At 31.1% G+C, this 24,823-nt stretch carries 20 protein-coding genes; 5 read left to right on the forward strand and 15 right to left on the reverse strand.

Annotated elements, in window-relative coordinates; all coding sequences use genetic code 11:
* Positions 1 to 13: 13 nt before the first annotated feature.
* The 3 genes from LX78_RS00270 to LX78_RS00280 form a co-directional block, all read right to left on the reverse strand.
* Positions 14 to 391 (reverse strand): hypothetical protein, encoded by a 378-nt coding sequence (locus tag LX78_RS00270; RefSeq protein ID WP_245881450.1) that lies wholly within the window; start codon positions 389 to 391, stop codon positions 14 to 16.
* Positions 392 to 473: 82 nt separating this feature from the next.
* On the reverse strand, positions 474 to 1,874 hold the full coding sequence (locus LX78_RS00275; RefSeq protein WP_109680648.1) for a DUF5689 domain-containing protein: 1,401 nt from the start codon (positions 1,872 to 1,874) through the stop codon (positions 474 to 476).
* Between the two features lie 37 nt (positions 1,875 to 1,911).
* Complete coding sequence (locus LX78_RS00280) at positions 1,912 to 4,701, reverse strand: TonB-dependent receptor (RefSeq protein WP_109681330.1); 2,790 nt, start codon at positions 4,699 to 4,701, stop codon at positions 1,912 to 1,914.
* A 138-nt stretch (positions 4,702 to 4,839) separates the two neighbouring features.
* On the opposite strand from LX78_RS00280, the gene LX78_RS00285 reads away from it, so the two are divergent.
* Positions 4,840 to 5,892, forward strand: a complete 1,053-nt coding sequence (locus LX78_RS00285) for an endonuclease/exonuclease/phosphatase family protein (RefSeq protein ID WP_109680649.1) — start codon at positions 4,840 to 4,842, stop codon at positions 5,890 to 5,892.
* A gap of 58 nt (positions 5,893 to 5,950) precedes the next feature.
* Here LX78_RS00285 and LX78_RS00290 read toward each other — a convergent pair whose 3' ends face one another.
* The 10 genes from LX78_RS00290 to uvrC form a co-directional block, all read right to left on the reverse strand.
* Complete coding sequence (locus LX78_RS00290; RefSeq protein ID WP_109680650.1) at positions 5,951 to 6,391, reverse strand: hypothetical protein; 441 nt, start codon at positions 6,389 to 6,391, stop codon at positions 5,951 to 5,953.
* Positions 6,392 to 6,494: 103 nt separating this feature from the next.
* Positions 6,495 to 9,053, reverse strand: coding sequence for a TonB-dependent receptor (locus LX78_RS00295; protein WP_109680651.1), 2,559 nt, complete (start codon positions 9,051 to 9,053; stop codon positions 6,495 to 6,497).
* A 162-nt stretch (positions 9,054 to 9,215) separates the two neighbouring features.
* Entirely contained in the window at positions 9,216 to 10,859 is a 1,644-nt protein-coding gene (gene pgi, locus LX78_RS00300) for a glucose-6-phosphate isomerase (protein ID WP_109680652.1), read from the reverse strand.
* A 5-nt stretch (positions 10,860 to 10,864) separates the two neighbouring features.
* Positions 10,865 to 12,160, reverse strand: coding sequence for a M23 family metallopeptidase (locus LX78_RS00305; protein WP_170109773.1), 1,296 nt, complete (start codon positions 12,158 to 12,160; stop codon positions 10,865 to 10,867).
* A complete protein-coding gene (locus tag LX78_RS00310) occupies positions 12,118 to 13,041 on the reverse strand; it encodes a tryptophan 2,3-dioxygenase family protein (protein ID WP_109680653.1) in 924 nt (307 codons plus the stop codon). The genes LX78_RS00305 and LX78_RS00310 overlap by 43 nt, the downstream gene beginning before the upstream one ends.
* A complete protein-coding gene (locus LX78_RS00315) occupies positions 13,041 to 13,823 on the reverse strand; it encodes a DUF3108 domain-containing protein (RefSeq protein ID WP_109680654.1) in 783 nt (260 codons plus the stop codon). The genes LX78_RS00310 and LX78_RS00315 overlap by 1 nt, the downstream gene beginning before the upstream one ends.
* Positions 13,824 to 13,969: 146 nt before the next feature.
* Positions 13,970 to 15,130 carry a 4-hydroxyphenylpyruvate dioxygenase gene (hppD, locus tag LX78_RS00320; RefSeq protein ID WP_109681332.1) on the reverse strand — a complete coding sequence of 387 codons (1,161 nt, stop codon included), beginning with the start codon at positions 15,128 to 15,130 and terminating at the stop codon, positions 13,970 to 13,972.
* A 14-nt stretch (positions 15,131 to 15,144) separates the two neighbouring features.
* On the reverse strand, positions 15,145 to 16,299 hold the full coding sequence (locus tag LX78_RS00325) for a homogentisate 1,2-dioxygenase (RefSeq protein ID WP_109680655.1): 1,155 nt from the start codon (positions 16,297 to 16,299) through the stop codon (positions 15,145 to 15,147).
* Positions 16,300 to 16,524: 225 nt separating this feature from the next.
* Complete coding sequence (locus LX78_RS00330) at positions 16,525 to 18,756, reverse strand: patatin-like phospholipase family protein (protein ID WP_109680656.1); 2,232 nt, start codon at positions 18,754 to 18,756, stop codon at positions 16,525 to 16,527.
* Positions 18,756 to 20,546: an excinuclease ABC subunit UvrC gene (uvrC, locus tag LX78_RS00335; protein ID WP_109680657.1), complete on the reverse strand. Its 1,791-nt coding sequence runs from the start codon at positions 20,544 to 20,546 to the stop codon at positions 18,756 to 18,758. The genes LX78_RS00330 and uvrC overlap by 1 nt, the downstream gene beginning before the upstream one ends.
* 112 nt (positions 20,547 to 20,658) lie before the next feature.
* On the opposite strand from uvrC, the gene LX78_RS00340 reads away from it, so the two are divergent.
* The 4 genes from LX78_RS00340 to LX78_RS00355 are packed head-to-tail and all read left to right on the forward strand — an operon-like array spanning position 20,659 to position 23,507.
* On the forward strand, positions 20,659 to 21,081 hold the full coding sequence (locus LX78_RS00340) for an ATP-dependent zinc protease family protein (protein ID WP_109680658.1): 423 nt from the start codon (positions 20,659 to 20,661) through the stop codon (positions 21,079 to 21,081).
* Positions 21,081 to 21,953 (forward strand): 30S ribosomal protein S6--L-glutamate ligase, encoded by an 873-nt coding sequence (gene rimK / locus LX78_RS00345; protein WP_109680659.1) that lies wholly within the window; start codon positions 21,081 to 21,083, stop codon positions 21,951 to 21,953. The genes LX78_RS00340 and rimK overlap by 1 nt, the downstream gene beginning before the upstream one ends.
* A gap of 5 nt (positions 21,954 to 21,958) precedes the next feature.
* Complete coding sequence (locus LX78_RS00350) at positions 21,959 to 22,933, forward strand: succinylglutamate desuccinylase/aspartoacylase family protein (RefSeq protein ID WP_109680660.1); 975 nt, start codon at positions 21,959 to 21,961, stop codon at positions 22,931 to 22,933.
* Between the two features lie 10 nt (positions 22,934 to 22,943).
* Positions 22,944 to 23,507, forward strand: a complete 564-nt coding sequence (locus LX78_RS00355) for a 5-formyltetrahydrofolate cyclo-ligase (RefSeq protein WP_109680661.1) — start codon at positions 22,944 to 22,946, stop codon at positions 23,505 to 23,507.
* Here the strand turns inward: LX78_RS00355 and LX78_RS00360 are convergent, their stop codons facing one another.
* Positions 23,508 to 24,128, reverse strand: coding sequence for a lipoprotein signal peptidase (locus LX78_RS00360; protein ID WP_109680662.1), 621 nt, complete (start codon positions 24,126 to 24,128; stop codon positions 23,508 to 23,510).
* A gap of 66 nt (positions 24,129 to 24,194) precedes the next feature.
* A complete protein-coding gene (locus tag LX78_RS00365; RefSeq protein ID WP_245881451.1) occupies positions 24,195 to 24,815 on the reverse strand; it encodes a DUF4097 family beta strand repeat-containing protein in 621 nt (206 codons plus the stop codon).
* Between the last annotated feature and the right edge of the window lie 8 nt (positions 24,816 to 24,823).

The raw sequence follows: 24,823 nt of genomic DNA on the forward strand, positions 1-24,823 counted from the left end.
GTTTTTATTAAACTTAAACTGCTTGCCAAATAATTGCTGCTAATAATACACATGCAACTGGAAGCAACCAAAGCAGAAAAATAGAATAGTTTTGCGATTTAGTTTTTAGCATTTTTGCATTAAGTACTTTGCGCTTTCTTCCTGCATATTGCATCCAATTTTTAAAAAATATAAAAACTGAAACCATAATAAATAATGTCCATGCTTTATCTTGAGACATGGTATCCATATTCATTTGATTAAAAAATCCAGCAAAAAAAACACCTAAAACCAATAACAAAGCACATTGTAAAATGGAAATATAGATAGTAGCTATTTGATTAGCTTTTTTGCTTTTAGCATCTTTATAATGCTTAAATACACTAAAAAAAAGAGAATCGAAAATTGACATATATTTTGCTATAATAAAGATTAAAAAAACCTGCTAACTTTAAAGATTAGCAGGTTTTAGGATATTTAATTAATAACTAAAATTAATTAGCTAATATTTTATAATCGTCTATTTGGTATGCTCCATCAAGATCTAAGTCTGTACCAGAACCTACAACTTTAAAAGCTACGTAAAGTGTTCCAGAATATTCAGAGATATCAATTAAACCTGAATCTACAAACTCATACCAAGAATTTGCTTGAGAAGGTAGATTAGCAGCAACTGGCTCCCAAGTAGCACCTAATACATTTGTTCCATCAAAATCTGTAGAAACAAAAACCTCTAGAGTATTTTCTTCAGAATCTAAATGGTGTTGTGCTGCTTTGAAGTTTAAGAATACATTATCTAATCCAGTCATATCAATGCTAGGAGTTACTAACCAAGCAATATTTTCTGCATCTCCAGAACCATACGTACTAAATTCAGTATAACCATTTCCTGAAAATGTTTTTTCACGCCATATACGAGATCCTACTTCAGAAAAATTAGTCCAGCCTGGAAAATCAAAATCAGTATTATTTACAGCAGATTGGAAATCTTCATCAACAACTACAGTAAAATCGCTAATGTCTAAAGGAGTACATTTTGCTTGATCGAAATTAATATCGTCTGTAGAGTTTAATGCTAATACTAGATTACTTCCGTTATACGTTTTAGAAACAATACCAGCAATAGTACCTCCAAAATCTGTTGGTAAAGGTTGTTGAGCAAAATTGGCAAAAGAACTAGTTTCTAATGGAAAATAAGAATATCCAAAACCTTCACAACTTTCAATAGGTCTAGATGAATCGAAATCATCCATTGGATCTACAAAAAATTCTCCATCTAAACTACTAGAAAATTGAGCATTTTCAATTTCAATAAACATTCCAATATTGGCATCGCTAATTTGAGATATTGATAATGTTAATGGCATTAATGCTTCTGTTACTTGAGATCTTAATACATGTGTTGGAATTTGATTAGCAGTTAATGCTTCAACTTCATTATCTAAATTTGGTTTTCCTCCAATAGCAATAACATCGTCTCCAGATCTAGCTTCACCAATAAACAAGCCATTTAAATTTACATAAGTTTCTCTACCAAGATTAAACTGGTTGTATGAATCAACCTGATTTAAAATAATTTTAATTGCTGCTGTTGGGTTTGATGGACTATCTTGAATAAAGAATTCTTTATAAAAGTTTCCTGTTTGGTCTGAAGAAGACACATAACCTTTTACATACACATTTGTTACAATTGGTGTTACTTCACCAGGAACAAAATATGTTAAAGCTTCAGCAATTGTTACTTCTGTAGAGCTTGCAATTAAAGAATTTAAATTTGTGTTCTCCTCATCTCCCATACTAGATGGAACTGTATAATCATCATCTTGTACACATGATACAACAGCGAAAGTCACCATTAAACCAAGTACTACTTTTAAAAATTTATTTGTTTTCATGAGTAATAATTTTAATTAATTTTTTCTTTTTCTTTTTTTAGAATCTAAAGTTAACATTTAAAAAATAAGTTGTTCCACGTCCATACCAATATTTTGATCCGAACACTGGTTTATCATTGCTTTTATCTGCTAATAGTTCTTCGTAATTAGCATTTCTTCCTTGCTCAAAACCACCTGTTTTATAAAGCTCGTCTAATAAGTTGTTAACACTTGCAAAGAAACCAATATAATAATCACCTATTTTCCACGATTTTCCACCTGTAAGGTTTACAACCATGTAACTGTCAAATTTTTCTTGTTTTAATAATTGATTAGCAACATCTTCATCGTAATTGTTAAATGGTAATCCATCGCTATCTAGATAGAAATTTTCTGTTCTAGTTAATGGACTAACATCTACATATGTATTAGAGAAGAAGTTTGCAGTTGCACCAAACCACCAATAATCTGGATCTCTATATTCGAAACCTATAGAATATGCTTGTTGTGGTCCACCAGCTACTTTATAATCTTTTAAGTTAGATGTAAATGTGTCTGATCTTCCATTTCCTTCAAAACTTGATGATGTTAAATATAAATCTGGATTGTTAGAGTAAGTATATTGACCTACAGATGCAACACCTTTTAATAAAATAGTTGGTGTAACTTGAGCCTGAATTCCTAATTCACCTCCAATATGTTGTTTATCTACACCTTGTAAAATTTCTTGAACAAAAGCAGACGTTTCATTTAATTCTATATTGGCATTTGTTAAACCATCTGCATAATAGAATGAAATTTCGTTTGCATCTTCGATTTTAGTATAATATCCTGTAAGTTTTGCTTTTATTATTGGAGATCTAAAAATATAGCTAATATCTGCAGATGTTATTTTTTCTTCAGTAATATTATCTACTATGTTATTATTCTCTCTTGAATTTGAAAAGGTATTTCTAATAGAAGGTGCTTGAGTAATATAACCTGCATTAAAATCAATTAAGTGTTTCCCCGTAATTTTATAAGTTAATCCACCTTTAGCTCCAACACCTGTAAAAGATAATTTTTCGCCTTTACCTGATGAATTATCTGTAAGCACGTTACCTGCATCATCAGTTGTAATATAGGCTTCATTTTGCCATAATCCATCTCTTTGGTAAGTAGTATTAGTTACACTACCTGATAAGTAAAAGTCTACTTTACTATATTTAAATTGAGCTTGAGCATAACCTGAAATAACATCAGATGAAATATTATAATTATATCTATACTTATCTCCTTCTCCTAAAACTCTATTTGGATTTTGGTAATCGTATTGAAAGCCGTCAAAAGAATCTACGTTAAGATAACCAACACTAGAACCTAATAAGTCAATAATCTCACCGAAGTTTTCAGATTTATAATCTTTATAAGTAATAGCAGCATTTAACATGATGTTTTCGTTAATCTCTGAATTTAAAATTGAATTAATAGATAATTGCTTATCATCATTTCTGTCTTCATAAAGCACATAAGCTCCATTTAACCCAACTGATGAATTTGTAAGGTTAGCATCTAAAATTCTGTCCCAATTAATTTGACCACCATTCATAAAATTCTGTTCAGCTTCATAGGCTCCAGCATAATCTGGTCCATCTGGATCTGCTAAGAAATAACTAGGTAATAATTGGTAATAAGCTGGACTAGGATTTGCTCCACCTCCATAATCTAAACGACTATTACCTATTTTACCAAATTGGTAACCTACGTTTGTGTTTAAACTTGTTTTACTGTTAATATCCCAATAGTGATTTAACATTAATATAGGCTCTTCTACTTCTTTGATACGTGAATTTTTCTTTTCACCATCTAACCATCCCCAATATTCATTATATCTAATATCTTTTAAATCGTAAACCTCTTGCGTATTTGGAGAAGATTTACCTCTACGATTAGGTGTGTAAATAGACGTAAAGTTTAAGCTGTGTTTTTCGTTAATTACTTTTTCTACAGAAGCAAAAAACGAGTTAGCATCATAAAGAGTAGCATCTTGATATCCTTCTTTACCCCAACGTCTTCCTGCCATAATAGTATATGCCCAGCCTCCATCTAATAATCCAGATGAATAACTTCCCATAACTCTATTTGTATAACTTCTATTGGAAGAAGAATAAGTAACACGACCACCTTCTCTATATTTAGAAGCTCTAACAATCATGTTTGTTGTTCCTAAAATTCCACCAAAATTATAACTAGATGGTTGTAGCCCTGTAGTTAATTCTTGATTTCTAAGAACATCGTTTAAACCTCCCCAATCACTCCATTGAGGTCTCCCATCATATAATTTATTCATTTCAATTCCATTAATTAAAACAGAACCATTTTCTGAATTTAATCCTCTAACTTTAAAGAAAGATGAGCTAAACTCAAAAGCTGCAGTACGTTGAAAAACATCTAATGAAGATTGTAGAAGTCCAGAAATATTATCTAAACCACTATCGTCATTATCAAGTTCGTCGTCTGTTAATGTAATTGTAAACAAATCAGCTTCAGAAACATCTTTAGATAAAGTCATATCTGTAATGTTAACCGTTTGTCCTTCGTTTACAACAATTGGGTATCTCTTTGAAAAGTAGCCACTTTTAGAAATAGTTAGAACTTGCTCTCCTAATGGTACTTCCACTAAGAATTCAAATTCTCCTAAATCGTTAGTTTCTACAGAGATTACTGTGCCTTCAATGGCTACAGTTACATTTGGAATAGGTTCAAAAGAAATGGCTTCAGTAACACTTCCTTTTACAACAGTTTCTTGAGCTAGTGCTGAAACAGATGAAAAAATCCCAAATAGAAAAATAAATAAACCTTTTTTCATACTTGAATTTATAGTTAATAATTCTTTTTGCATTAAATAATAATTAATTAAAGCGTGCAAATTTACATTATTTATAATAAATATTTACTTTTGGCAAAGGTTTTGTATTAACATAATAATAACATAACATTCTAATAAATGAAAAACTTGAAATTCTGGGTTATAACGTTACTTATAACTTCCTTTTTAAACGTTAATGCCCAAGAGAAAAAGAAATTTAAAATCCATACTGTTGCTTTTTATAATTTAGAAAATTTATTTGACACCATAAACGACACAACTAAATTTGATGAAGCGAGTCCGATTATGGAAATGAAAGGCGACGTTCAAGCAGTTTACAAAAAGAAAGTGCAAAATATGGCTCGTGTATTATCTGATATTGGAGCTGATGTATCTAACAATTCTCCTGTAATAATTGGTGTCTCAGAAGTTGAGAACAGAGAAGTTATGGAAGATGTTATAAACGATCCATTATTGATAGATAAAGATTATGGCATCGTGCATTATGATTCTCCAGACCGACGTGGTATTGATGTTGGATTATTTTATCAGAAAAAATTATTCACGCCTTTGTACACTAGTAGTCATGAGCTAATTATCTACGACGATGATTCTAGGGAACGAGTTTATACCAGAGATCAATTACTTGTAAGTGGAAAACTTGAAGACGAGATGATTCATGTTATAGTTAATCATTGGCCTTCAAGACGTGGTGGAGAAGCCAGAAGCAGACCAAAACGTGTTGCAGCAGCTAAGTTGAATAAAAAGATTATTGATTCGTTACAAACTATAGATCCTTATGCTAAAATATTTATCATGGGAGATTTAAATGACGATCCAACCAATGCAAGTGTTAAAGATGTTTTAAAAGCAGAAAAAGACAAAGAAGATGTTGGTCTAAAAGGTATTTACAACCCAATGGAGAGCTTCTTTAAAATGGGATTAGGCACTAACGCTTATAGAGATAGCTGGAGTTTATTCGATCAAATTTTGGTTACACAACCATTAATTGAAAAAGATTATTCTTCATTTAGATTTTATAAGGCTGGTATTTACAACAAGAACTATTTAGTAAATAAAAAAGGAAGATGGAAAGGTTATCCATTACGTAGTTTTGCCGATGGAGGCTTTACAGGTGGATTTAGCGACCACTTTCCTGTATATGTTTTTGTAATTAAAGAAGTGGAATAAGTCTTACTATAATACAAAAAAAAGCGACTCAATTGAGTCGCTTTTTTTATGAATTATTTTATCCTAACCAAGTATTCCAAGGAATTCTCGATAAAAATAATATTAATGCAATAGTATAAAACACTGATAGGGTTTTGAATTTTGCTTCAGAAAGTAATTTCTTTTTATGTTTAGAATAACCTATAGTAATTAAGACAATTGCTATAATGTTAACCAAAGGGTGTTCTACTAAATAAAGTCTATCTATAGAATTTTTCATTATTTCTCCCATTCCAGATTCGCTAAACAAACTAAATCTTGGTGATACAAAGTATAAGATTAAACCTAATAACAATTGAATATGAGATACAATTAATGAGAATAAAGCTATTCTAAAATCTTTTGCTTCATATTCTTTTTTACTTGCTTTTTTTATTATGCTATTAAATACAGCTAAAACTAAAATTAAAAGCACTAAATATGCCCAATAAGAGTGAAGCGTTTTTACCATGTCGTACATACTATTATAGATTTTATGATTAAAAAAGCAAATGTAGTAATTAAAACGCATAAAAAAACCTCTTCGATATGAAGAGGTTTTTTAAAATATTATTTAAATAATACTAGAAGTTAAAACGGATACTTGTATTCCAAGTTCTTCCGTAACCAAAACGACCTGTATTACTTGTATTAACACCTTTGTAGTTCTCATCCGGATTCATTGAAGCTGCAGTATTTCCGTTTACAGACTCTAAATAAACTTCTCCGAAAACGTTGTTAACATTCACTCTAAATTGTAATGAATTTCTATCGTCTTTTCCAACTAACATTTTGTAAGATAAACCAGTATCAACCATATCGTAAGAAGGCATAGCTATTGTAGGCTCTTCTAAAGACCCTGTAGAATACATGTCGTTATACCAATTCCATGCACCATCTACACTTAATCTTGGTAAAAACTCAAAACTAGCATTAATACCTGCAGTTACTTGAGCAGCACCACCAACATTAAACCCATCTATTTCAACTACTACATCATCACCTACTTGGTTACCATCTTCATTGAAGGTTCTTTGAGTTGCGTTGTCTTTATATTGCCAATCACCTAAAGAAAGGAAACCGTTTACTCTTAAATTATCTAATGGTTGCGTAAATACTTCTAACTCCACTCCCATGTGTACTTGTTTAATACCTTGAGTTTGAAAACTTAAAAAATCTACTCCATCTTCACCATTTGTAAATCCTTGCGATACATTTGCCCAAGTTGTATGATATAAGTTTAGATTCGCTTGAATACGCTCTCCACCAAATTGGTAACCAGCTTCTATACCAGTAATTTCTTGGTTTTCAACTTCAGGTTGTAATAATTCGTTACTATTTCTATCATCTTTATATAAAGTATCATGGAAAGGTTGACGAGAATAATATCCTAAGTTAACAAAAACTTTATGCATATCAGAAATTTCGTATGCAGCTCCAACTTTTGCATTGAAACCAATATTATTTACTTTATCACCTTCTTCTCCTTGACCTGGAGTTGATGTGTTTAAAAATTCAGTTCTTACATGAGATTGGTTAGAAAGTGCTCCTTGAAAAAATGCTGATAATTGATCTTTAGAATATTCTAATTGTGCAAAGATTCCTGCATAGTTTATTTGCTCTTCGTAATCATATCCAAAACGTTGTAAATGATCTGTGTTAGGGTTAAAGAAAACTGTCCAAGGGTTAATTCCACCTGCTTCAGTTAAATAATAAGTTTCTCCACCACTATAGTCTGAACTATTACTTACAGAATCTACAGTCATAAATTCTCTTACGTCTCTAAAGTGGATTCCGTTATATAAACGTACATCTGCTCCAACATTAAAGTTTAAAGTCTCAGTTAATTGGTTGTTATAGTTAGTTACTAAACCAAACCAGTTGTGGTTATTGTTTGATCCTCTTGCATAAGTAACATCTCCTCCAGATGTTCTTGCTTGAGCAAAACTACCTCTACCCATAGAACCATATAATACCGTAGAAAGTTCAGATTTGTCATTAATCGTCCAATCCCAACTTAAGTTTGCTACTGGTTTATGGTAAATATTTCTACCTCCAGGATACACACCTCCATTTAAATTATTTGGGCTATCCACTCCTGTAAAGTTCCAAGAATTATATCTTCTACCTCTACCTTCATTTACGGCTGGATCTAAGAAATCAGATATTTTTCCACCACCTGCAGCTGCATGCCATTGTGGTGCACCTGTTAACATGAAATTTAAAGCATGATTATCGTTAGGTTGGTAACCTACAGAAATATAGTAAGTTTGTCCTTGACCTTGCGTATAATCTACATAACCATCACCTTGCCAGTGTCCAAATAAAACACCTAAAGACCATCCTTTTTCGTTTACTCCAGTAGAGTAATATGCAGTCGATTTAATGTAGTTATCGTTTCCAACCATTTGTTGTACAAAACCACCTTCTCTTCTATCTATTGTTTTAGTTACAATGTTTACAGTTCCACCAACAGATGAAATTGCTAATTTAGAAGCTCCTAAACCACGTTGTACTTGTACAGCGTTAGCAACATCTAAAACACCAGACCAGTTAGACCAGTACATTTTACCATCTTCCATTCCATTAATTGGTTGTCCATTTAATAAGAATGCTGTGTTTGTTTGGTCGAAACCACGTAAAAACATCTGTCCATCACCAAATCCACCAGCTTGTACACTTTGTACAGAAGGTGTTGATTTTAAAACTTCTGGTAAATCTGAGTTACCAGCTCTTTCTCTAATTTGGTTTGCAGTAATAGTAGAAACAGCCACAGGCGTTTTTCTATCTTCTGCTAAATCGATAATACCACTACCAATAATAACAACTTCTTCTAAAGAGTTATCTGAAGAAAGAGTTATTTCACCTAGGCTAGTACTACCACTATATTTTACTAATACTTTACCATAACCAACATAAGAGATTTCAATTTCTCCTTCTGTAGATTCTGTTATTAAAGTAAAATAACCATTGAAATCTGAAGACACACCGTTAGTAGTCCCTTTTTCAACGATGTTAGCACCTGGAAGTGGTGCACCCATTTCGGCATCCATAATTGTACCTGTTACAGTAGTTTGTGCCATTGAAAAAGCAGTAAACATGAATGTTCCTGCTAAAAATAATAATCTTGTAATTTTTTTCATTGTATTAATAAGATTGGTTTCTAAATTTTTTGCAAAATTACATTTAATTAATTGATAATTATATTGTAATTGATAAGAATTTTAATACAATGAAGGTATACATTAAAAAAGCTGTTATGACTTTAACAACAAAAAAGCTATTAACATGGTTTTCAACATATTTTATGTTAAATTTTTATAATAATGCAATAAATTTAAGGTAGAAACATCATGATTGTTAAAAGTGTTATTTTTTATATCTTTTAAAATATTTCCAGCTAACTTCTTTCCTAATTCTACTCCAAACTGATCAAAACTAAAAATATTCCAAATAATCCCTTGGACAAATATTTTGTGTTCATATAATGAGATTAATTTACCAAGACTCTCTGGAGTTAATTTTTTAATGAAGATTGTATTTGTAGGCTTGTTTCCTTCAAAAACTTTATAAGGCAATAACTTGTTTATTTCTTCTGCAGATAGTTTCTGCTCTTTTAATTCTTTTAAAACGTCTTCTTTTGATTTTCCTTTTAACAAAGCTTCTGTTTGAGCTATAAAATTTGATATTAATTTATCTTGATGCTCTTTGTTTTCATGAAGGCTTTCAGCAAAACCAATAAAATCGGCAGGAATTAGCTTAGTCCCTTGATGCATTAATTGAAAAAATGCATGTTGCGAATTAGTTCCAGGTTGTCCCCAAACAACAGATCCTGTTTGATAGTTAATTGTATTCCCATTTCTATCAATACTCTTTCCATTACTTTCCATAATGCTCTGCTGCAAATATGTTGAAAACCTATTTAGGTATTGAGAATACGGAATAATAGCTTCTGTTTCGGTTTTAAAAAAGTTATTGTACCAAATACTTATTAGCGCCAAAACAACTGGCATATTCTTCTCGAAAGCTGCAGTCTTAAAATGACTATCCATTTTATTAGCTCCTAAAAGTAATTTGCTAAAATTACGATAACCAATAGTTAGACTTATGGATAGACCAACAGCGCTCCAAAGAGAAAACCTGCCTCCAACCCAATTCCAAATTGGAAAAATGTTGTTTTCGTTTATTCCAAATTCTCTAGCCTTTTCAATATTTGTAGAAACAGCTACAAAATGTTTTGAAATATCTTCGGCCTTTGCAGATTGTAGAAACCAACTTTTAATAGTTTCTGCATTTGTAAGTGTTTCTTGAGTAGAAAAGGTTTTTGAAACAACAATAAAAAGCGTGGTTTCTGGATCTAGTTTTTTTATGACTTCATTTACATGATCGCCATCAATATTACTTACAAAATGTGATTTTAAATGATTTTTGTAAAACTCCAAAGAACTAACCACCATTGAAGGACCAAGGTCTGAACCTCCAATTCCTATATTTACAACATCTGTAAATGCTTTTCCTGAAAATCCCTTTTTAGAACCATTTACAATTTGATTAGTAAAGTTTTCAATTTTATTTTTTACTTCAGAAATTTTAGGAATTATGTTTTTCCCATCCACAGAAATGTTTGTATCTTCTTTTGCCCTTAAAGCTGTATGAAGCACTGCTCGATTTTCTGTTTCATTAATAGCTTCACCTGAAAAATAGCTTTCAATAGCTTTTTTAAGTTTCGTTTCTTGGGCTAGTTCTAATAACAGATTAAGTGTTTCTTCGGTTATTCTGTTTTTAGAATAATCAACATAGAAATCTTCCCATTGAATGGTCATTTTATTTGCTCTTTCTGCATCTTGAGCAAATAAATCTTCCATATGAATACCATTAATAGATTGAAAATGTTCCTGTAGTTTTTTCCAGGCAACTGTAGATGTTGGATCAATCTTTGGTAAAGCCATAAAAATTAATTTCCTTGAGTAATAAAAGCTTTTGTAGGCTTTTTATCATCTTCAAATTTAATATAATCTAATTGAATTTTTAATGGAGCAATATAATCTAAATATCTAGTCTTTAAACTATCTGAAATAGGCTCTGCTTCAGGCAATTTTTCTTTAAATGGATCAACTTGCTTTCTGTTTTTCCAAAATCTATAACATACATGTGGTCCAGAGGTATTACCTGTCATACCTACCCAACCTATAACATCGCCTTGTTTTACATACTGACCAACCTTTACATTTTGTTTTTTCATGTGAAGGTATTGTGTTTCATAAGTTGAGTTGTGCTTTATTTTTACATAATTCCCATTCCCTCTTGTATAAGCAGATTTAATAACTGTACCATTTGCAGTTGCTCGAATTGGTGTTCCTACATTTGCTGAAAAATCTGTTCCTTTATGTGGTCTAATTTTATTACCATATAAAGCAATACGCCTTCTAAGGTTATATCTAGATGAAATACGCTTGTATTCTACTGGAGCTTTTAAAAAGGCTCTTCGTAAATTATTAGCTTCTTCGTTAAAATAATCACTTAACCCTTTTACACTATCTGTTTCAAATTCGAATGCATAAAAGTCTTCTTTTTTATGTTCGAAGAAAGCAGCTTTAATATTATCTACTCCAGCATAAATAGTATCGTCTATATATTTATCTGTGTAAATTACTTTAAACCTATCGCCTTTTTGTAGTCTTGTAAAGTCTATGGTCCAAGCATAAATATCAGACATTTTATAGGCTAAAACAAAGCTAATGCCTTTTTCGTCTAAGGTTTCGGAAATATTGCTAGTAATAACACCAGACACTTCTTTCTCTACATATTTAATTGGCTTTCTGCTTGAGTAGGCATGAATAGAGTCTTGGAAATTTAATACAATATATTCTTCTCTATTTGGCTGATAAATAAAGCATTTTGGCTCTTGTAAAGTATCTTTAGAGCATAGTATGGTGTATGGTTTCCCAATTTGGAGTTTTCTAATATCGAAACTATCTTTTGCTTTTTCGGCAATTTGAAAAATTCTAGGATAGCCAATGTTATTACGTTGCATAATTTCGCCAAAACTATCTCCAGCTCTAACGGTATCTCTTTTTACGTAAAAATCGTTTAAATTAAAACCAAATTCGTAGATATCTTCTGGCACCACAACTGCCAATTCTTCTTGAACAATTAGAGGCTTTTCTTCTTTGCAACTATTTAATCCAAAAACAATTGCAAAAATAATTAGACATTTTTTCCCCAATCTTCTAACTCTTGTTTGGTCCATAGTTCTGGAAAAAATATTCTTCTTTGATATTTTGGATGCATATATTTTACCCATTCACTTCCTCCTGTTGCTTCAGCTGTTTTTCCACCAATATTTAAGTAGTGATTTGCTGTGTTATAATGTGCCATGACCCATTTTATGTTTACAGTGTAATCATAATGACGCATGGCTTTTACTAGATCTTTATTTTCTCTAACGTCTTGTGGCAGTTCTTTAAACTTAGTCCACAAATTATTAGTGTTATAGAACTTGGCAAATCTAATAAATTCATCTTTGTATCTTTCTTCAAAAACTGTTAATAAATAACTTTTTTTGCCAGTTTTATAGTCTTTACCAGCTGCTTGCCAATATAGATGATTAAATGCGTGCTCGAAAGATGTGTTTCTATCTATTGTTTCTCTAAACCTATTGTCTATTAGATTGATAAGCTCTGTTGAGGCTAATTCAATTTTTCTGTATTGCGCACTTTGAAAACCACTTGCTGGTGTTAAAGTGTTTCTAAATTTGTTGTATTGTTCTACTTCCATGCCTTCTCTCATAATTTCGAAAGAAGAGGTTAGCATATCGAAATACCTGCTAACACGCATTAATTTTGTTGAAAAGAATTCAGGCTCGATATGAACTGTATTCGCTACTTGGTCTATTTCCCAAAGTATCATTTTAAACAACAATTCGTTGATTTGATGATACATGATAAAAACCATTTCGTCTGGTAACACTGTACGTTGTGTTTGAAGGTCTAGGAGAGCATCTGTTTGAACATAATCCCAATAGTTAATTGGTTTACTGTATAACAATCCTTTTAAGTGAACATCTAAATCTTGCCCAATGGCATCGAATTTTTCTTTTAATTGGCTGGTTAATTCTTTGTCTAATTCCATTAGTTTTCTACTACTATTTTAAATGGGTATTTTAATCCTTTAAATGCGTCTAAATCTGCTCTTAAAGAGCCAACAGCTAAATCTGCTTGGATACGTAAAGGTACTTTATTTTTATCATTTGAAACCCATAACGTCAAGCTTTCTTCTTCTTTAAAAACTCTTCCTGCCATTACATAAGGCCTAAATTTTAAAGCATTTATTTTTCCAAATTCAGTATCAATTTTTTCCTGCCCTAAATATTTTAATTTAAAACCATAGTTTTCATCATCAAAAAACATATCTACATGAACCTCATTACCAACTTTTAAATTAATAATATCAAGATTATCTCTTAAATAATAAAAAGTAGAAATCATATCTTGAATGTTCGGTTTTGTATCGAAAACCGACTGTCTGTTATGCTTTATGTTATTTACATGAGCTTTATTTTTGTCTTGATCGAATGTAATTTCTATGTTTTTAGTATGACCGCCTTCATTTATGTTGCGTACAAACTTATAAGGAACTATTTTTTCTTTATCAAAATAGCTTTCATATCTATCTTCAACTTTAAAAAACCACGATATAGCTCCAGTAGTCCAGCCTTTACCAACTACATGATAGACAGGTTTGTTTTTATACATGGCATCATTAACGGTAATTGTAGCTTCTCCAGCTTTTAAAAATCCACTATAACTCATTTCAAAACGAAACCATTCTCCAACACCAAAAGAGCTTTCAGTTTGTGCTGAAACTGTTTGTACTATAAAAATGGTTAAAAGTATTAGAAGTGGTTTTTTCATAATTTTATATCTGTAAATGTAACTAATTGATTACATTTTTATTGTCTGTTTTCAATATTACAATTACCATTCCAAATGTATAAAACAAAAAAACTCTATCATTGGTTTTGATAGAGTTTTTAGATATTTATTTAGTTAAATATTTGTTATAATGTTCCTCTTAATTCCTGTTCACGTTCTATAGACTCGAAAAGGGCTTTAAAATTCCCAGCTCCAAAACCACGAGCTCCCATTCGTTGGATAATCTCAAAGAAAAGCGTTGGTCTATCTTCTAAAGGTTTTGTAAAGATTTGAAGTAAATATCCTTCCTCATCTGCATCAATCATAATGGATAGTTTTTGAAGTTCGTTAATGTCTTCTTTCATCATATCCATATGTTCTCCTAAGCGCCTAGGAATATCGTCGTAATAAGCTTGAGGTGGAGGTGGTAAAAACTCGATTCCTCTTGCTTTAAGTTGTGAGACAGTTTTAATAATATCGTCTGTAGCTACTGCTATATGTTGCACTCCAGAGTCTTCATAAAAATCTAAATACTCTTCTATTTGAGACTTTTTAGCAGCTTTTGCAGGTTCGTTTATTGGAAATTTAATTCTTCCATTTCCATTGCTCATTACTTTACTCATTAGTGCTGAATATTCTGTATGGATTTGTTTATCATCAAAAGACAAAAAGTTAACAAATCCCATAACATCTTCATACCATTTAACCCATTTATTCATTTGTCCCCAACCTACATTACCAACCATGTGGTCAATATATTTTAAACCTACAGGTTCTGGATTATAATCTGATTTCCATTCTCTAAATCCTGGCATAAATGTGCCTTTGTAATTCTTGCGTTCTACAAACATATGAACTGTTTCTCCATAAGTATAGATTCCTGCACGAACTACTTCTCCATGCTCGTCTGTTTCTACTTTAGGTTCCATATATGATTTTGCTCCACGCTTTGTTGTCTCTTCGTATGCGCTTCTTGCATCATCTACCCAAAGAGCAATTACTTTTACACCATCTCCATGTTTTACAATATGGTCGTTTATTGGAGATTTACTGTTTAGTGGTGTTGTTAATACCAATCTTATTTTGTCTTGTTTTAAAACATAGCTAACCTCATCTCTAGATCCTGTTTCTAAGCCTTTATAGGCAAATGATTGAAAGCCGAATGCTGTTTTATAAAAATGTGCTGCTTGTTTAGCGTTTCCTACATAGAATTCTACATAGTCGGTTCCTAATAATGGAAGAAAATCTTGAGCTCCTTCAAATATTTTCTCCAATCCGTATTCTACTGATTTTACTTCTTTACTCATGTTGTTTTGTTTTATTATAACCAAGATTTATAATAATCTTCGTCTGCTATTTTTAATGCGTCTTCTGTTACTTTTAATGGTTTAAATGTATCTACCATAACTGCTAATTCGTCTGTTTTTACTTTTCCAATACTACGTTCTGCAGCTCCTGGATGTGGCCCATGAGCAATACCTGCTGGATGTAAGGAAATATGTCCTGCATCAATATCATTTCTGCTCATAAAATCCCCATCAACGTAATACAACACCTCATCGCTATCTATATTACTATGGTTATAAGGTGCAGGAATACTTTCTGGATGATAATCATACAAACGTGGTACAAAACTGCATATCACAAAAGCATCAGACTCAAAAGTTTGATGTATTGGAGGTGGTAAATGAATACGTCCTGTAATAGGTTCGAAATCGTGAATTGAAAAGGCATAAGGATAACTGTAACCATCATAACCTACCACATCGAATGGATGTGATGCATAAACCATTTCGAAAATATCGTCTTGTTTTTTAACTTTCATTAAAAAATCTCCAGACTCGTTATATGTTTCTAATTCTTGTGGCTGACGAAGGTCTCTTTCGCAGAATGGTGAATGTTCCAATAATTGTCCAAACCAGTTTCTATATCTTTTTGGTGTGTAAATAGGTCTTCTGGATTCAACAATAAACAATCTGTTATCTTCTGTATCGAAATCCATTTTATAAATTGTACCTCTTGGTACTATTAGATAATCGCCATATTTAAAGTCTAAATTTCCAAGATGTGTTCTTAGCTTTCCAGTACCTTTATGAATGAATATTAATTCGTCTGCATCAGAATTTTTATAAAAATAATCTGTAGTGGATTGTTTTGGTGCAGCAAGAATAATACTGCAATCGCTATTTGTTAATACTGTTTTTCTGCTTTCTAAATAGTCGTTTTCTGGTTTTACTTGAAACCCTCTAAATCGATACGATTGTATGCTGTTTTCTTTAGCAATTTTTGGAGCAACACTGTATTGCTTATTAATAGCTTTTACTTTTGTTGGTCTTTGTTCGTGATACGAATTTGTAGACATTCCGTCGAAACCAACAGTCCCAAAAAGCTGCTCGCTATAAAGACTTCCGTCTTGTTTTCTAAATTGAATGTGTCTTTTAGGAGGTATGTTTCCTAACTTATGATAAAATGGCATTTTTTTAAAATTAAAAAAGTTAATAATAAAAGCCTAGAGGCTTAACTTAAAAAAGTTATTTAAAGATACAATAACCTCTACTTATTCTGGATTTCTTTTTATAAGAAATTGAAGATGTCTTAATAAATCTTTCCAAAATGGTTTCATAGTTCTACAAATATCGGAAAAATATATGATATTTAAACTTAGTTAGAATACTCTATTTTATTCAAAAAGAATGATACACTAAAACCAAAATCCGAGGTTAAAAAACCAAATACTTTGATCTGCTTCTGGCGAATAGGTGTATTTTAATTCTATAGGCCCAATAATGGTTTCTACAGAATATCCTATAGCATATCCAGAATAATCTGGAGAAGTAATCCATTCGCCATCATCAAAAATATTATCTGCAATATTCGAATAGTTTGCAGCAATATTAATATGGTTTTTTCTAAAAATCTCGTAATCTAAAGTGATAACTCCTTTTACAAAACTATTTCCAGAGATAGAAATAAAATCATAACCATAAAAAGATTCGAAATTATTTATAAAATCGTTTCCATAGCCTCCAAGTGCAAAATTTAGGTAAGGATTATCGTTTTCTCCAATATTAAATCCACCTTGCGCAGTAATGTTTGCTGTAAATTTATCTGAAAAACTATACGCATAACCCATAGTTGCTTTAGCAATTGAAAATTGACTGAAATTTTTGTTGAAATCTGAAGAGTACAAATACCAATGAAAATCACCATCAAAAAACACCCCTTCATTTGGAAAATACTTATTATCGTAAGTATCGATTTTTATTTTACCAAAGAGACTTAAATAGTCGCTATCTTCAAAAATAGTTTCATCCTCATTATCACCTGTCAATACGGTTTCCGTTGTGATATGCAATTTTTTATGTTCAGCTCCTAACGTAAGCGACATGTCTTTTCTAAAAAGTGTTTGCAAGTAGAACTGATTAGTAAGATCGTCTAATTCTACATCTAATTTATTAACATTAATAATCTCTAATTCTTCATCTGTTAACAATGCTGTAGCAGGAATAACTTTTTTAAACTGATTAAACTTAGATTTTAACCCTATACTCCAGTAAAACCCTTTGTCTATATAGTATTCAAAATTATACCTAATATTATCTCCAACAATAAAATCGAAAGAAAGGACGTCGTTTTTAAATAGCAACTGTTTTTTAGTTAAGTTTACTAAAGCTGCCGTTTTATACAAGTCGTCATAGTGAACAGCAAACTTAAAAAAAGTTGTTATTGTACTTTCTTTTAAATTAATATACATATCGTAACCATCAACACCTGTAGATGGTTTTAATTGATTAATAACACTTTCAAAATTATTTGTTGCTGCTAAATTATTAACACCATCTACGTACTGTTTGTATTTTATTTTTACGTTTTGTTTAAACTGAAGTTTACCAATAACATAAGCATTTGTATATTTTTCGTTTCCCGAAATAAATATGGAATTTATTTGAATACTATCTACAGGTTTTATTTGAATAGGATTATCTGGTTTTTGAATTTGCATTGATGCTATATGTTTTAAAGCATCGCTTTTTTTTATTGCAGCTATTTCTCCATTTTCTATTATTTTTCTTCCATCACTAAATGAAATAACCGTATAATCTGTAATATCTGGTTTTATATAAACATCTGTTTCTTTAGCTTTCTTCTTCATATCATTAATTGTTCGATAATTATTGATTTGAAGTAAAATGTCTGGAGCAGATTTTAGATCTTCTCTTGTTGCTAAACCATCTTGAACATCTACACCAATTATTAAATTCATTCCTTTTGCTTTTAATTCATCGATAGGATAATTATTAATAACACCTCCATCTATTAAAAGTTGATTGTCTATCATAACAGGCTGAAATAAGGATGGGAATGCGCCACTTGCAGTTATTGCTAATGGCAAGCTACCTTTGTCTAAAATAACTGCCTGTCCAGTCTCGACATTGGTTGCCATACAGAAAAATGGAATTGGCAGTTTACTAAAATCATCAATATCACTAACATGTAATGTTAGTTTAGACAGTAAACTAAGCATGTTTTGACCACGAGATAAAGCAGAAGGTAATTTTATTTTAAAATGTTCGAATGGTAATGTTAGAGCATATTTTTCCGAATTATCTCTTTCGTAAAATGTTTTAGCTGCTCTAGGTAAATCGTCGTTTATAATTTTATCGAAATTTACATCCTTAAATATAGAATCGATGTCTTTTCCCGAATATCCAGAAGCATATAATGAACCAACTATTGCTCCCATGCTTGTTCCAGCTATATAATCTATTTTTATTCCTAAACTATCAATAACTTTTAAGACACCAATATGCGCTAAGCCTTTTGCACCACCACCACTTAAGACTAACCCAACCTTAACATCCTCAGTTTTTTGATCTTGAGAAAAGGTGTTAAATGGTATTATTAATAGTAATATTAGGATTAAATACTTCATTATTTGTGATAGTAATTATATATTTTATTAGCTCTTGAAACTCCAACAACATCTTCAAGTTCATCTAATTTAGCATTAGCAATACGTTTGGCAGATTTAAATTCTTTTAACAATTCTACTATTGTTTTTTCACCAATTCCAGGAATGGTTTCCAACTCTGTATTTAGTGCGCTTTTACTTCTTTTATTTCTGTGATGCTCAATACCAAATCTATGGGCTTCGTTTCTTAATTGTTGAATTATTTTTAAAGTTTCACTTTTTTTATCTAAATATAATGGAATTGGATCGTCTGGATAAAATAATTCTTCCAAACGTTTCGCAATTCCGATAATTGCAATTTTTTTCCTCAAATCTAAAACATCTAAACTCTTTAAAGCAGAAGAAAGTTGTCCTTTTCCTCCATCGATAATAATTAATTGTGGTAATGTGCTTCCTTCGTCCAACATTCTTTTGTAACGTCTGTAAACCACTTCTTCCATAGAGGCAAAATCGTCAGGTCCTTCAACAGTTTTAATATTAAAATGCCTGTAATCTTTTTTACTTGGTTTCCCGTTTTTAAAAACCACACAAGCAGCTACTGGATGTGTACCTTGAATATTAGAGTTATCGAAACACTCTATATGTCTTGGCTCTTCTTTTAAACGCAAGTCGGCTTTCATCTGCGCCATAATTCTATTGGCATGTCTATCAGGATCCACTATCTTTACTTGTTTTAACTGCTCTAATCTATGGTATTTAGCATTTCTAATAGACAAATCTAAAATGTGTTTTTTATCGCCTAATTGTGGAACAAACACTTTTACATCTTCACCTAAATTTATTTTAAATGGCACATATATTTCTTTGGAATTGGAATGAAAACGTTGCCTTAATTCTATAACTGCTAATTCTAATAAATCCTTATCTGCCTCTTGCAATTTTTTCTTAATCTCTAAGGTATGTGAACGGATTATTGAACCATAAGATAATTGTAAAAAATTGACATAGGCATAACTTTCGTCACTAACAATTGAGAATACATCCACATTGCTGATTTTAGGATTTACAATGGTAGATTTTGCTTGATAATTTTCTAATACCTCAATTTTTTCTTTTATTATTTGAGCCTCTTCAAACTGCATTGCTTCAGCAAAATGTTTCATTTGCTGTTTGAATTGTATTAGCGAATCTTTAAAGTTTCCTTTTAATATTTCTCTTATTGTTTTAATACCTTCATTATAATCTTCAAGCGTTTGAAATCCTTCGCATGGACCTAAACAGTTCCCTAAATGATACTCCAAACACACTTTATATTTTCCTGCATTTATTTTTTCGTTAGACAAATCATATTTACATGTTCTTAATTTAAAAAGTCCTTTTATTAAATCTAATAACGTGGAAACGGTCTTCATGCTTGTATAAGGTCCAAAATATTCACTGCCATCTTTAACAACTCTTCTAGTAGAAAAAACTCTAGAAAACCGTTCGTTTTTTATACAAATCCAAGGATACGACTTGTCGTCTTTTAACATGACATTGTATCTAGGTTGGTGCTTTTTTATCAAGTTATTTTCTAAAAGCAAGGCATCTGTTTCAGAGTTTACTACAATATGCTTGATGCTAGCTATTTTTTTTACAAGAACTTTAGTTTTTCCGTAATCGTGTTGTTTTGTGAAGTAAGAGCTTACGCGTTTTTTTAAATTTTTTGCTTTCCCAACGTATAGAATTTTACCTTCTGCATCAAAATATTGATACACTCCTGGCTGATTAGGCAAGGTTTTAAGTTGAATTTCTAAGGTAGGCTTACTCATATGCTCAAAGATAAGATATATCTGTAAAAACTATTCATTTTAATACTATTTTAGAAGGTGTATTAGCATTCGTTTTTTTATTACCTTGCAAGCCTGAATAATTCCATTTTTAATGCCTAAAAAAGTAATTGGTAGAGTAGATAAAGCAGATTTCCCTTTACTCGATTTATATGATATAGATATTAAGATTGACTCAGGAGCTTATACCTCTTCAATACATTGTCATCAAGTAAAAGTAGAAGACGGATTGCTTAAGTGTACATTTTATGATAAAGATCATCCACTTTATAATGGAAAAGAAATTGTATTTAAAACCTACGATACTGCTAAAGTTAAAAGCAGTAACGGCATTGTACAAGAACGCTATAAAGTAAAAACTACCATTATAATTTTTAATAAAAAATACAAAATAAATTTAACCCTAAGCACCAGAGACGACATGAAGTATCCTATATTAATTGGGAGACGTTTTTTAAATAAAAAGTTTGTGGTCGATGTAAGTTTGAAAAACTTATCTTATCTAAAAAAGAATTAATGAATATTGTAATATTATCTAGAAATCCTCATTTATACTCCACTAAGCGTTTAGTAGAAGCTGCTCAACAACGTAAACATCATGTTGAAGTAATAGATCCTTTAAAGTGTGAAATTATTATTGAGAAAAAAAATCCAGCTATTTTATATAAAGGAAGAACCTTAGAGAAAATAGACGCAATTATTCCAAGAGTAGGAGCTTCGGTTACATTTTATGGAACTGCAGTTGTAAGACAATTTGAAATGATGAAAGTTTTCTCGACTGTAGAATCTCAAGCCTTAGTTAGATCTAGGGACAAATTAAGAAGCTTACAAGTATTATCTCGTGCTGGATTAGGAATGCCAAAAACTGTGTTTTCAAATTACACGAAAGATGTAGCAGAAGTTATTGAATATGTTGGTGGCGCACCATTAGTGATTAAGTTATTAGAAGGAACTCAAGGATTAGGTGTTGTATTAGCCGAAACTAATAATGCAGCCGAATCTGTTCTAGAAGCTTTCAATGGTTTACAAGCAAGAGTTATTGTACAGGAATTTATAAAAGAATCTAAGGGAGCAGATATTAGAGCATTTGTTGTAGATGGTAATGTTGTTGGCGCTATGAAACGTCAAGGTAAAGAAGGTGAATTTAGATCTAATTTACATAGAGGTGGAAGTGCACAAATTATTCAATTAACTGATGAAGAAGAAAATGCTGCTTTAAAAGCAGCCAAAGCTTTAGGCTTAGGTATTTGTGGTGTAGACATGTTACAATCTGCTCGTGGTCCATTAATTTTAGAGGTAAATTCTTCACCTGGATTAGAAGGAATTGAAGCAGCAACTAAAAAAGATATTGCCAAATCCATTATTCGTTTTATTGAACGAAATGTTTAATTTTTATGACTTCTGATTACAAAAAAATAATATCAATCTTAGGACATGAAATTCCATTAGGAACTTCAAAAGAAATAAATTTTAATATTGCTAAACTTCATACTGCTACAAAAATTGAAGTTCCTGTTATTATTGAACGTTCTAAAAAACCTGGTCCTACTATTTTATTTACTGCTGGACTTCATGGCGATGAGATAAATGGAGTAGATATTGTAAGACAACTTATTTCTAGAAAAATTAATAAACCCAAAAGAGGAACCATCATTTGTATTCCTATTCTTAATGTGTTTGGTTTTTTAAATGGCTCACGTAATTTTCCTGATGGTCGCGATTTAAATAGGTCGTTTCCTGGTTCCGAAAATGGTTCTTTAGCAAGCAGAGTGGCTCACAGATTAATGAATGAGCTTATACCTGAAGTGGATTTAGTTATTGATTTTCATACTGGAGGAGCCAGCCGATTTAATGCAGCTCAAATACGTATTGTAAATAACCAACCTCAACTTGATGAATTGGCAAAAGTCTTTGCAGCTCCTTTTGTTTTATATTCAAAACATATTGTAAAATCGTTTAGAAACGCATGTTTCCAATTAGGGAAACCTGTTTTATTATATGAAGGAGGAAAATCTTCATTTGTAAACGATAATATTTCTAAAGTTGGTGTAGAAGGTGTGAAACGAATTTTGTCTCATTTTGAAATGCTTAATTCTCAAGTAAAAGCAAATCCACCTAAATTAGAAACTGTTTTTGTAGAAAAAAGCAAATGGATACGTGCTAAAAAATCTGGGATGTTTAAAGCTAAAGTCGCTATAAATACAAAAGTAAAAGTGGATGATATTTTAGGACAAATTACAGACCCTTACGGAAAAGTACACCATACAGTAAAATCTACAATAGAAGGCTACATTATTAATGTAAATGAAGCTTCATTAGTTTATCAAGGTGATGCTTTATTCCACGTAACCAAAATATTAAAGAGCTAATTTTTTACTAATGACTAAAGCAGAATTACGAAAAAACTATAAGCAAAAACGTAAGGAGCTTTCTTTAGAAATTATTGAAGATTTAAGCCTGCAAATTGCAAATAGGTTGTTAACATTACCTGTTTGGGATTTTTCTTTTTACCATCTCTTCCTTTCTATTGAAGAGCAAAAAGAAATAAACACCGATTTTATATTAAATATCCTTTCTGGAAAGGATAAAAATATCGTGATTTCTAAAAGTGATTTTTCTACTGGAAAGATGACTCATTTTCTTTTAACTGATAATACAATTATCAAAAAAAACAACTACAACATTCCAGAACCAGTTGATGGAATAGAGATTCCTTGTCAAAAAATAGATGTGGTATTTGTGCCTCTTTTAGCGTTTGATATACAAGGACACAGAGTTGGATATGGAAAAGGATTTTACGATAGGTTTTTAGCCGAATGTAAACCTGAAACTATAAAAATTGGTTTGTCCTTTTTTGAAGCAGAAACTATAATAGAAGATGTTTTTGAAAGCGATATGGCTTTGGATTATTGTGTGACACCAAAGCAGGTTTATAGGTTTTAATTAGTCTTTAGAAAACGCTTTCTTATTAAAGAAAATAAGCAGACAAAAACCTGTACTAATAGCAACATCTGCTACATTAAAAACAGGTTCGAAAAAGGTAAAATATTGTCCTCCATAAATTGGTAACCATTCTGGCAAATAGCCTTTCCAAATTGGAAAATACAACATATCTACTACTTTACCATGCAACAAACTATCATAACCTCCTTCTGCTGGTAAAAACGAAGCCACTTGTCCGTAACTATCGTTAAACAAAACGCCATAAAACACAGAATCTAATATATTGCCTAAAGCTCCAGCAAAAATGAAAACTATGGCCCAAGTTAATACCTTTGGGCTTTGTTTTTTAACAGAATCGTACAACCAATAACCAATGCCAAAAATGGCTATAATTCTAAAAATGGTTAAAGATAATTTGGCTGTTCTGTCTGAAATAAAAGAAATAAAATCGCTTAGTTTAGTTCCCCAAGCCATGCCATCGTTTTCTACAAAATATATCTTAAACCATGATAACACTTCTAACTCTTCGCCAATAACAAAATGTGTTTTAATATATATTTTGCTTATTTGGTCTATTAAAAGAATAAGAATAATGAAAAGAATGGATTTTTTTATGGTCATATTATTTCCAACAACAGTAGATGTCTTTTAAATTAGGCGTAGTAATTTTTTTCAAAAATAGACATATTATTCAGTTTTAGAAACAGTAATATTACCATTTATAGAATTTAATGATATGCTATTTTTTCCGTTTGTTATAACTTCTTCATTTATTAATCCATGTTTACTTGAAACCTCAACTGTAGCCTGGTTTGTTTCTAAATGGATATCTCCATGAATGGTATTTACTACTAAATTTCCAAGAAATTTAGTAGCATTAAAAGAACCATTAATTAGTTCTGTAGTCACTTGATTATAACTCCCAATCATAAAAACCGAAGCAATATTGCTAGAAATCGATACATCTAAATGCTCTGGAACAACTATTTTAAACTCAATTGAAATATATTTATGAACACTTAACTTATCATTAGCATCAACGTACAGTGGTTGATATTTACTTGAAACATGTAGTTGCTTATCTTTAATTGCAGCCAACAATATAACATGTTCATAATTTTCGCCTTCTATTAAAGACTGAATAGAAACCGTTTTAGCTTTTGTTGTTTCAACTGAAATTTTAAAAACAGAACTACCGTCAATTACAAGTGTCGAAATTCCCTCAGAAGGAAACGACTTGTTAATTGTTTTTTGTGCTTGAACATGAAAAACAAAAAATAGAATTCCAATATAAATTATATGCTTCATTGTGGATT

It is taken from the genome of Xanthomarina spongicola (assembly GCF_003148645.1).
GTDB lineage: Bacteria > Bacteroidota > Bacteroidia > Flavobacteriales > Flavobacteriaceae > Xanthomarina > Xanthomarina spongicola.

Excerpts from the sequence above, each read along its gene's own strand:
- LX78_RS00270 (WP_245881450.1), bottom strand. The coding sequence starts at position 391 with ATGTCAATTTTCGATTCTCTTTTTTTTAGTGTATTTAAGCATTATAAA.
- LX78_RS00275 (WP_109680648.1), bottom strand. The coding sequence starts at position 1,874 with ATGAAAACAAATAAATTTTTAAAAGTAGTACTTGGTTTAATGGTGACT.
- LX78_RS00280 (WP_109681330.1), bottom strand. The coding sequence starts at position 4,701 with ATGAAAAAAGGTTTATTTATTTTTCTATTTGGGATTTTTTCATCTGTT.
- LX78_RS00285 (WP_109680649.1), top strand. The coding sequence starts at position 4,840 with ATGAAAAACTTGAAATTCTGGGTTATAACGTTACTTATAACTTCCTTT.
- LX78_RS00290 (WP_109680650.1), bottom strand. The coding sequence starts at position 6,391 with ATGTACGACATGGTAAAAACGCTTCACTCTTATTGGGCATATTTAGTG.
- LX78_RS00295 (WP_109680651.1), bottom strand. The coding sequence starts at position 9,053 with ATGAAAAAAATTACAAGATTATTATTTTTAGCAGGAACATTCATGTTT.
- pgi (WP_109680652.1), bottom strand. The coding sequence starts at position 10,859 with ATGGCTTTACCAAAGATTGATCCAACATCTACAGTTGCCTGGAAAAAA.
- LX78_RS00305 (WP_170109773.1), bottom strand. The coding sequence starts at position 12,160 with ATGGACCAAACAAGAGTTAGAAGATTGGGGAAAAAATGTCTAATTATT.
- LX78_RS00310 (WP_109680653.1), bottom strand. The coding sequence starts at position 13,041 with ATGGAATTAGACAAAGAATTAACCAGCCAATTAAAAGAAAAATTCGAT.
- LX78_RS00315 (WP_109680654.1), bottom strand. The coding sequence starts at position 13,823 with ATGAAAAAACCACTTCTAATACTTTTAACCATTTTTATAGTACAAACA.
- hppD (WP_109681332.1), bottom strand. The coding sequence starts at position 15,130 with ATGAGTAAAGAAGTAAAATCAGTAGAATACGGATTGGAGAAAATATTT.
- LX78_RS00325 (WP_109680655.1), bottom strand. The coding sequence starts at position 16,299 with ATGCCATTTTATCATAAGTTAGGAAACATACCTCCTAAAAGACACATT.
- LX78_RS00330 (WP_109680656.1), bottom strand. The coding sequence starts at position 18,756 with ATGAAGTATTTAATCCTAATATTACTATTAATAATACCATTTAACACC.
- uvrC (WP_109680657.1), bottom strand. The coding sequence starts at position 20,546 with ATGAGTAAGCCTACCTTAGAAATTCAACTTAAAACCTTGCCTAATCAG.
- LX78_RS00340 (WP_109680658.1), top strand. The coding sequence starts at position 20,659 with ATGCCTAAAAAAGTAATTGGTAGAGTAGATAAAGCAGATTTCCCTTTA.
- rimK (WP_109680659.1), top strand. The coding sequence starts at position 21,081 with ATGAATATTGTAATATTATCTAGAAATCCTCATTTATACTCCACTAAG.
- LX78_RS00350 (WP_109680660.1), top strand. The coding sequence starts at position 21,959 with ATGACTTCTGATTACAAAAAAATAATATCAATCTTAGGACATGAAATT.
- LX78_RS00355 (WP_109680661.1), top strand. The coding sequence starts at position 22,944 with ATGACTAAAGCAGAATTACGAAAAAACTATAAGCAAAAACGTAAGGAG.
- LX78_RS00360 (WP_109680662.1), bottom strand. The coding sequence starts at position 24,128 with ATGACCATAAAAAAATCCATTCTTTTCATTATTCTTATTCTTTTAATA.
- LX78_RS00365 (WP_245881451.1), bottom strand. The coding sequence starts at position 24,815 with ATGAAGCATATAATTTATATTGGAATTCTATTTTTTGTTTTTCATGTT.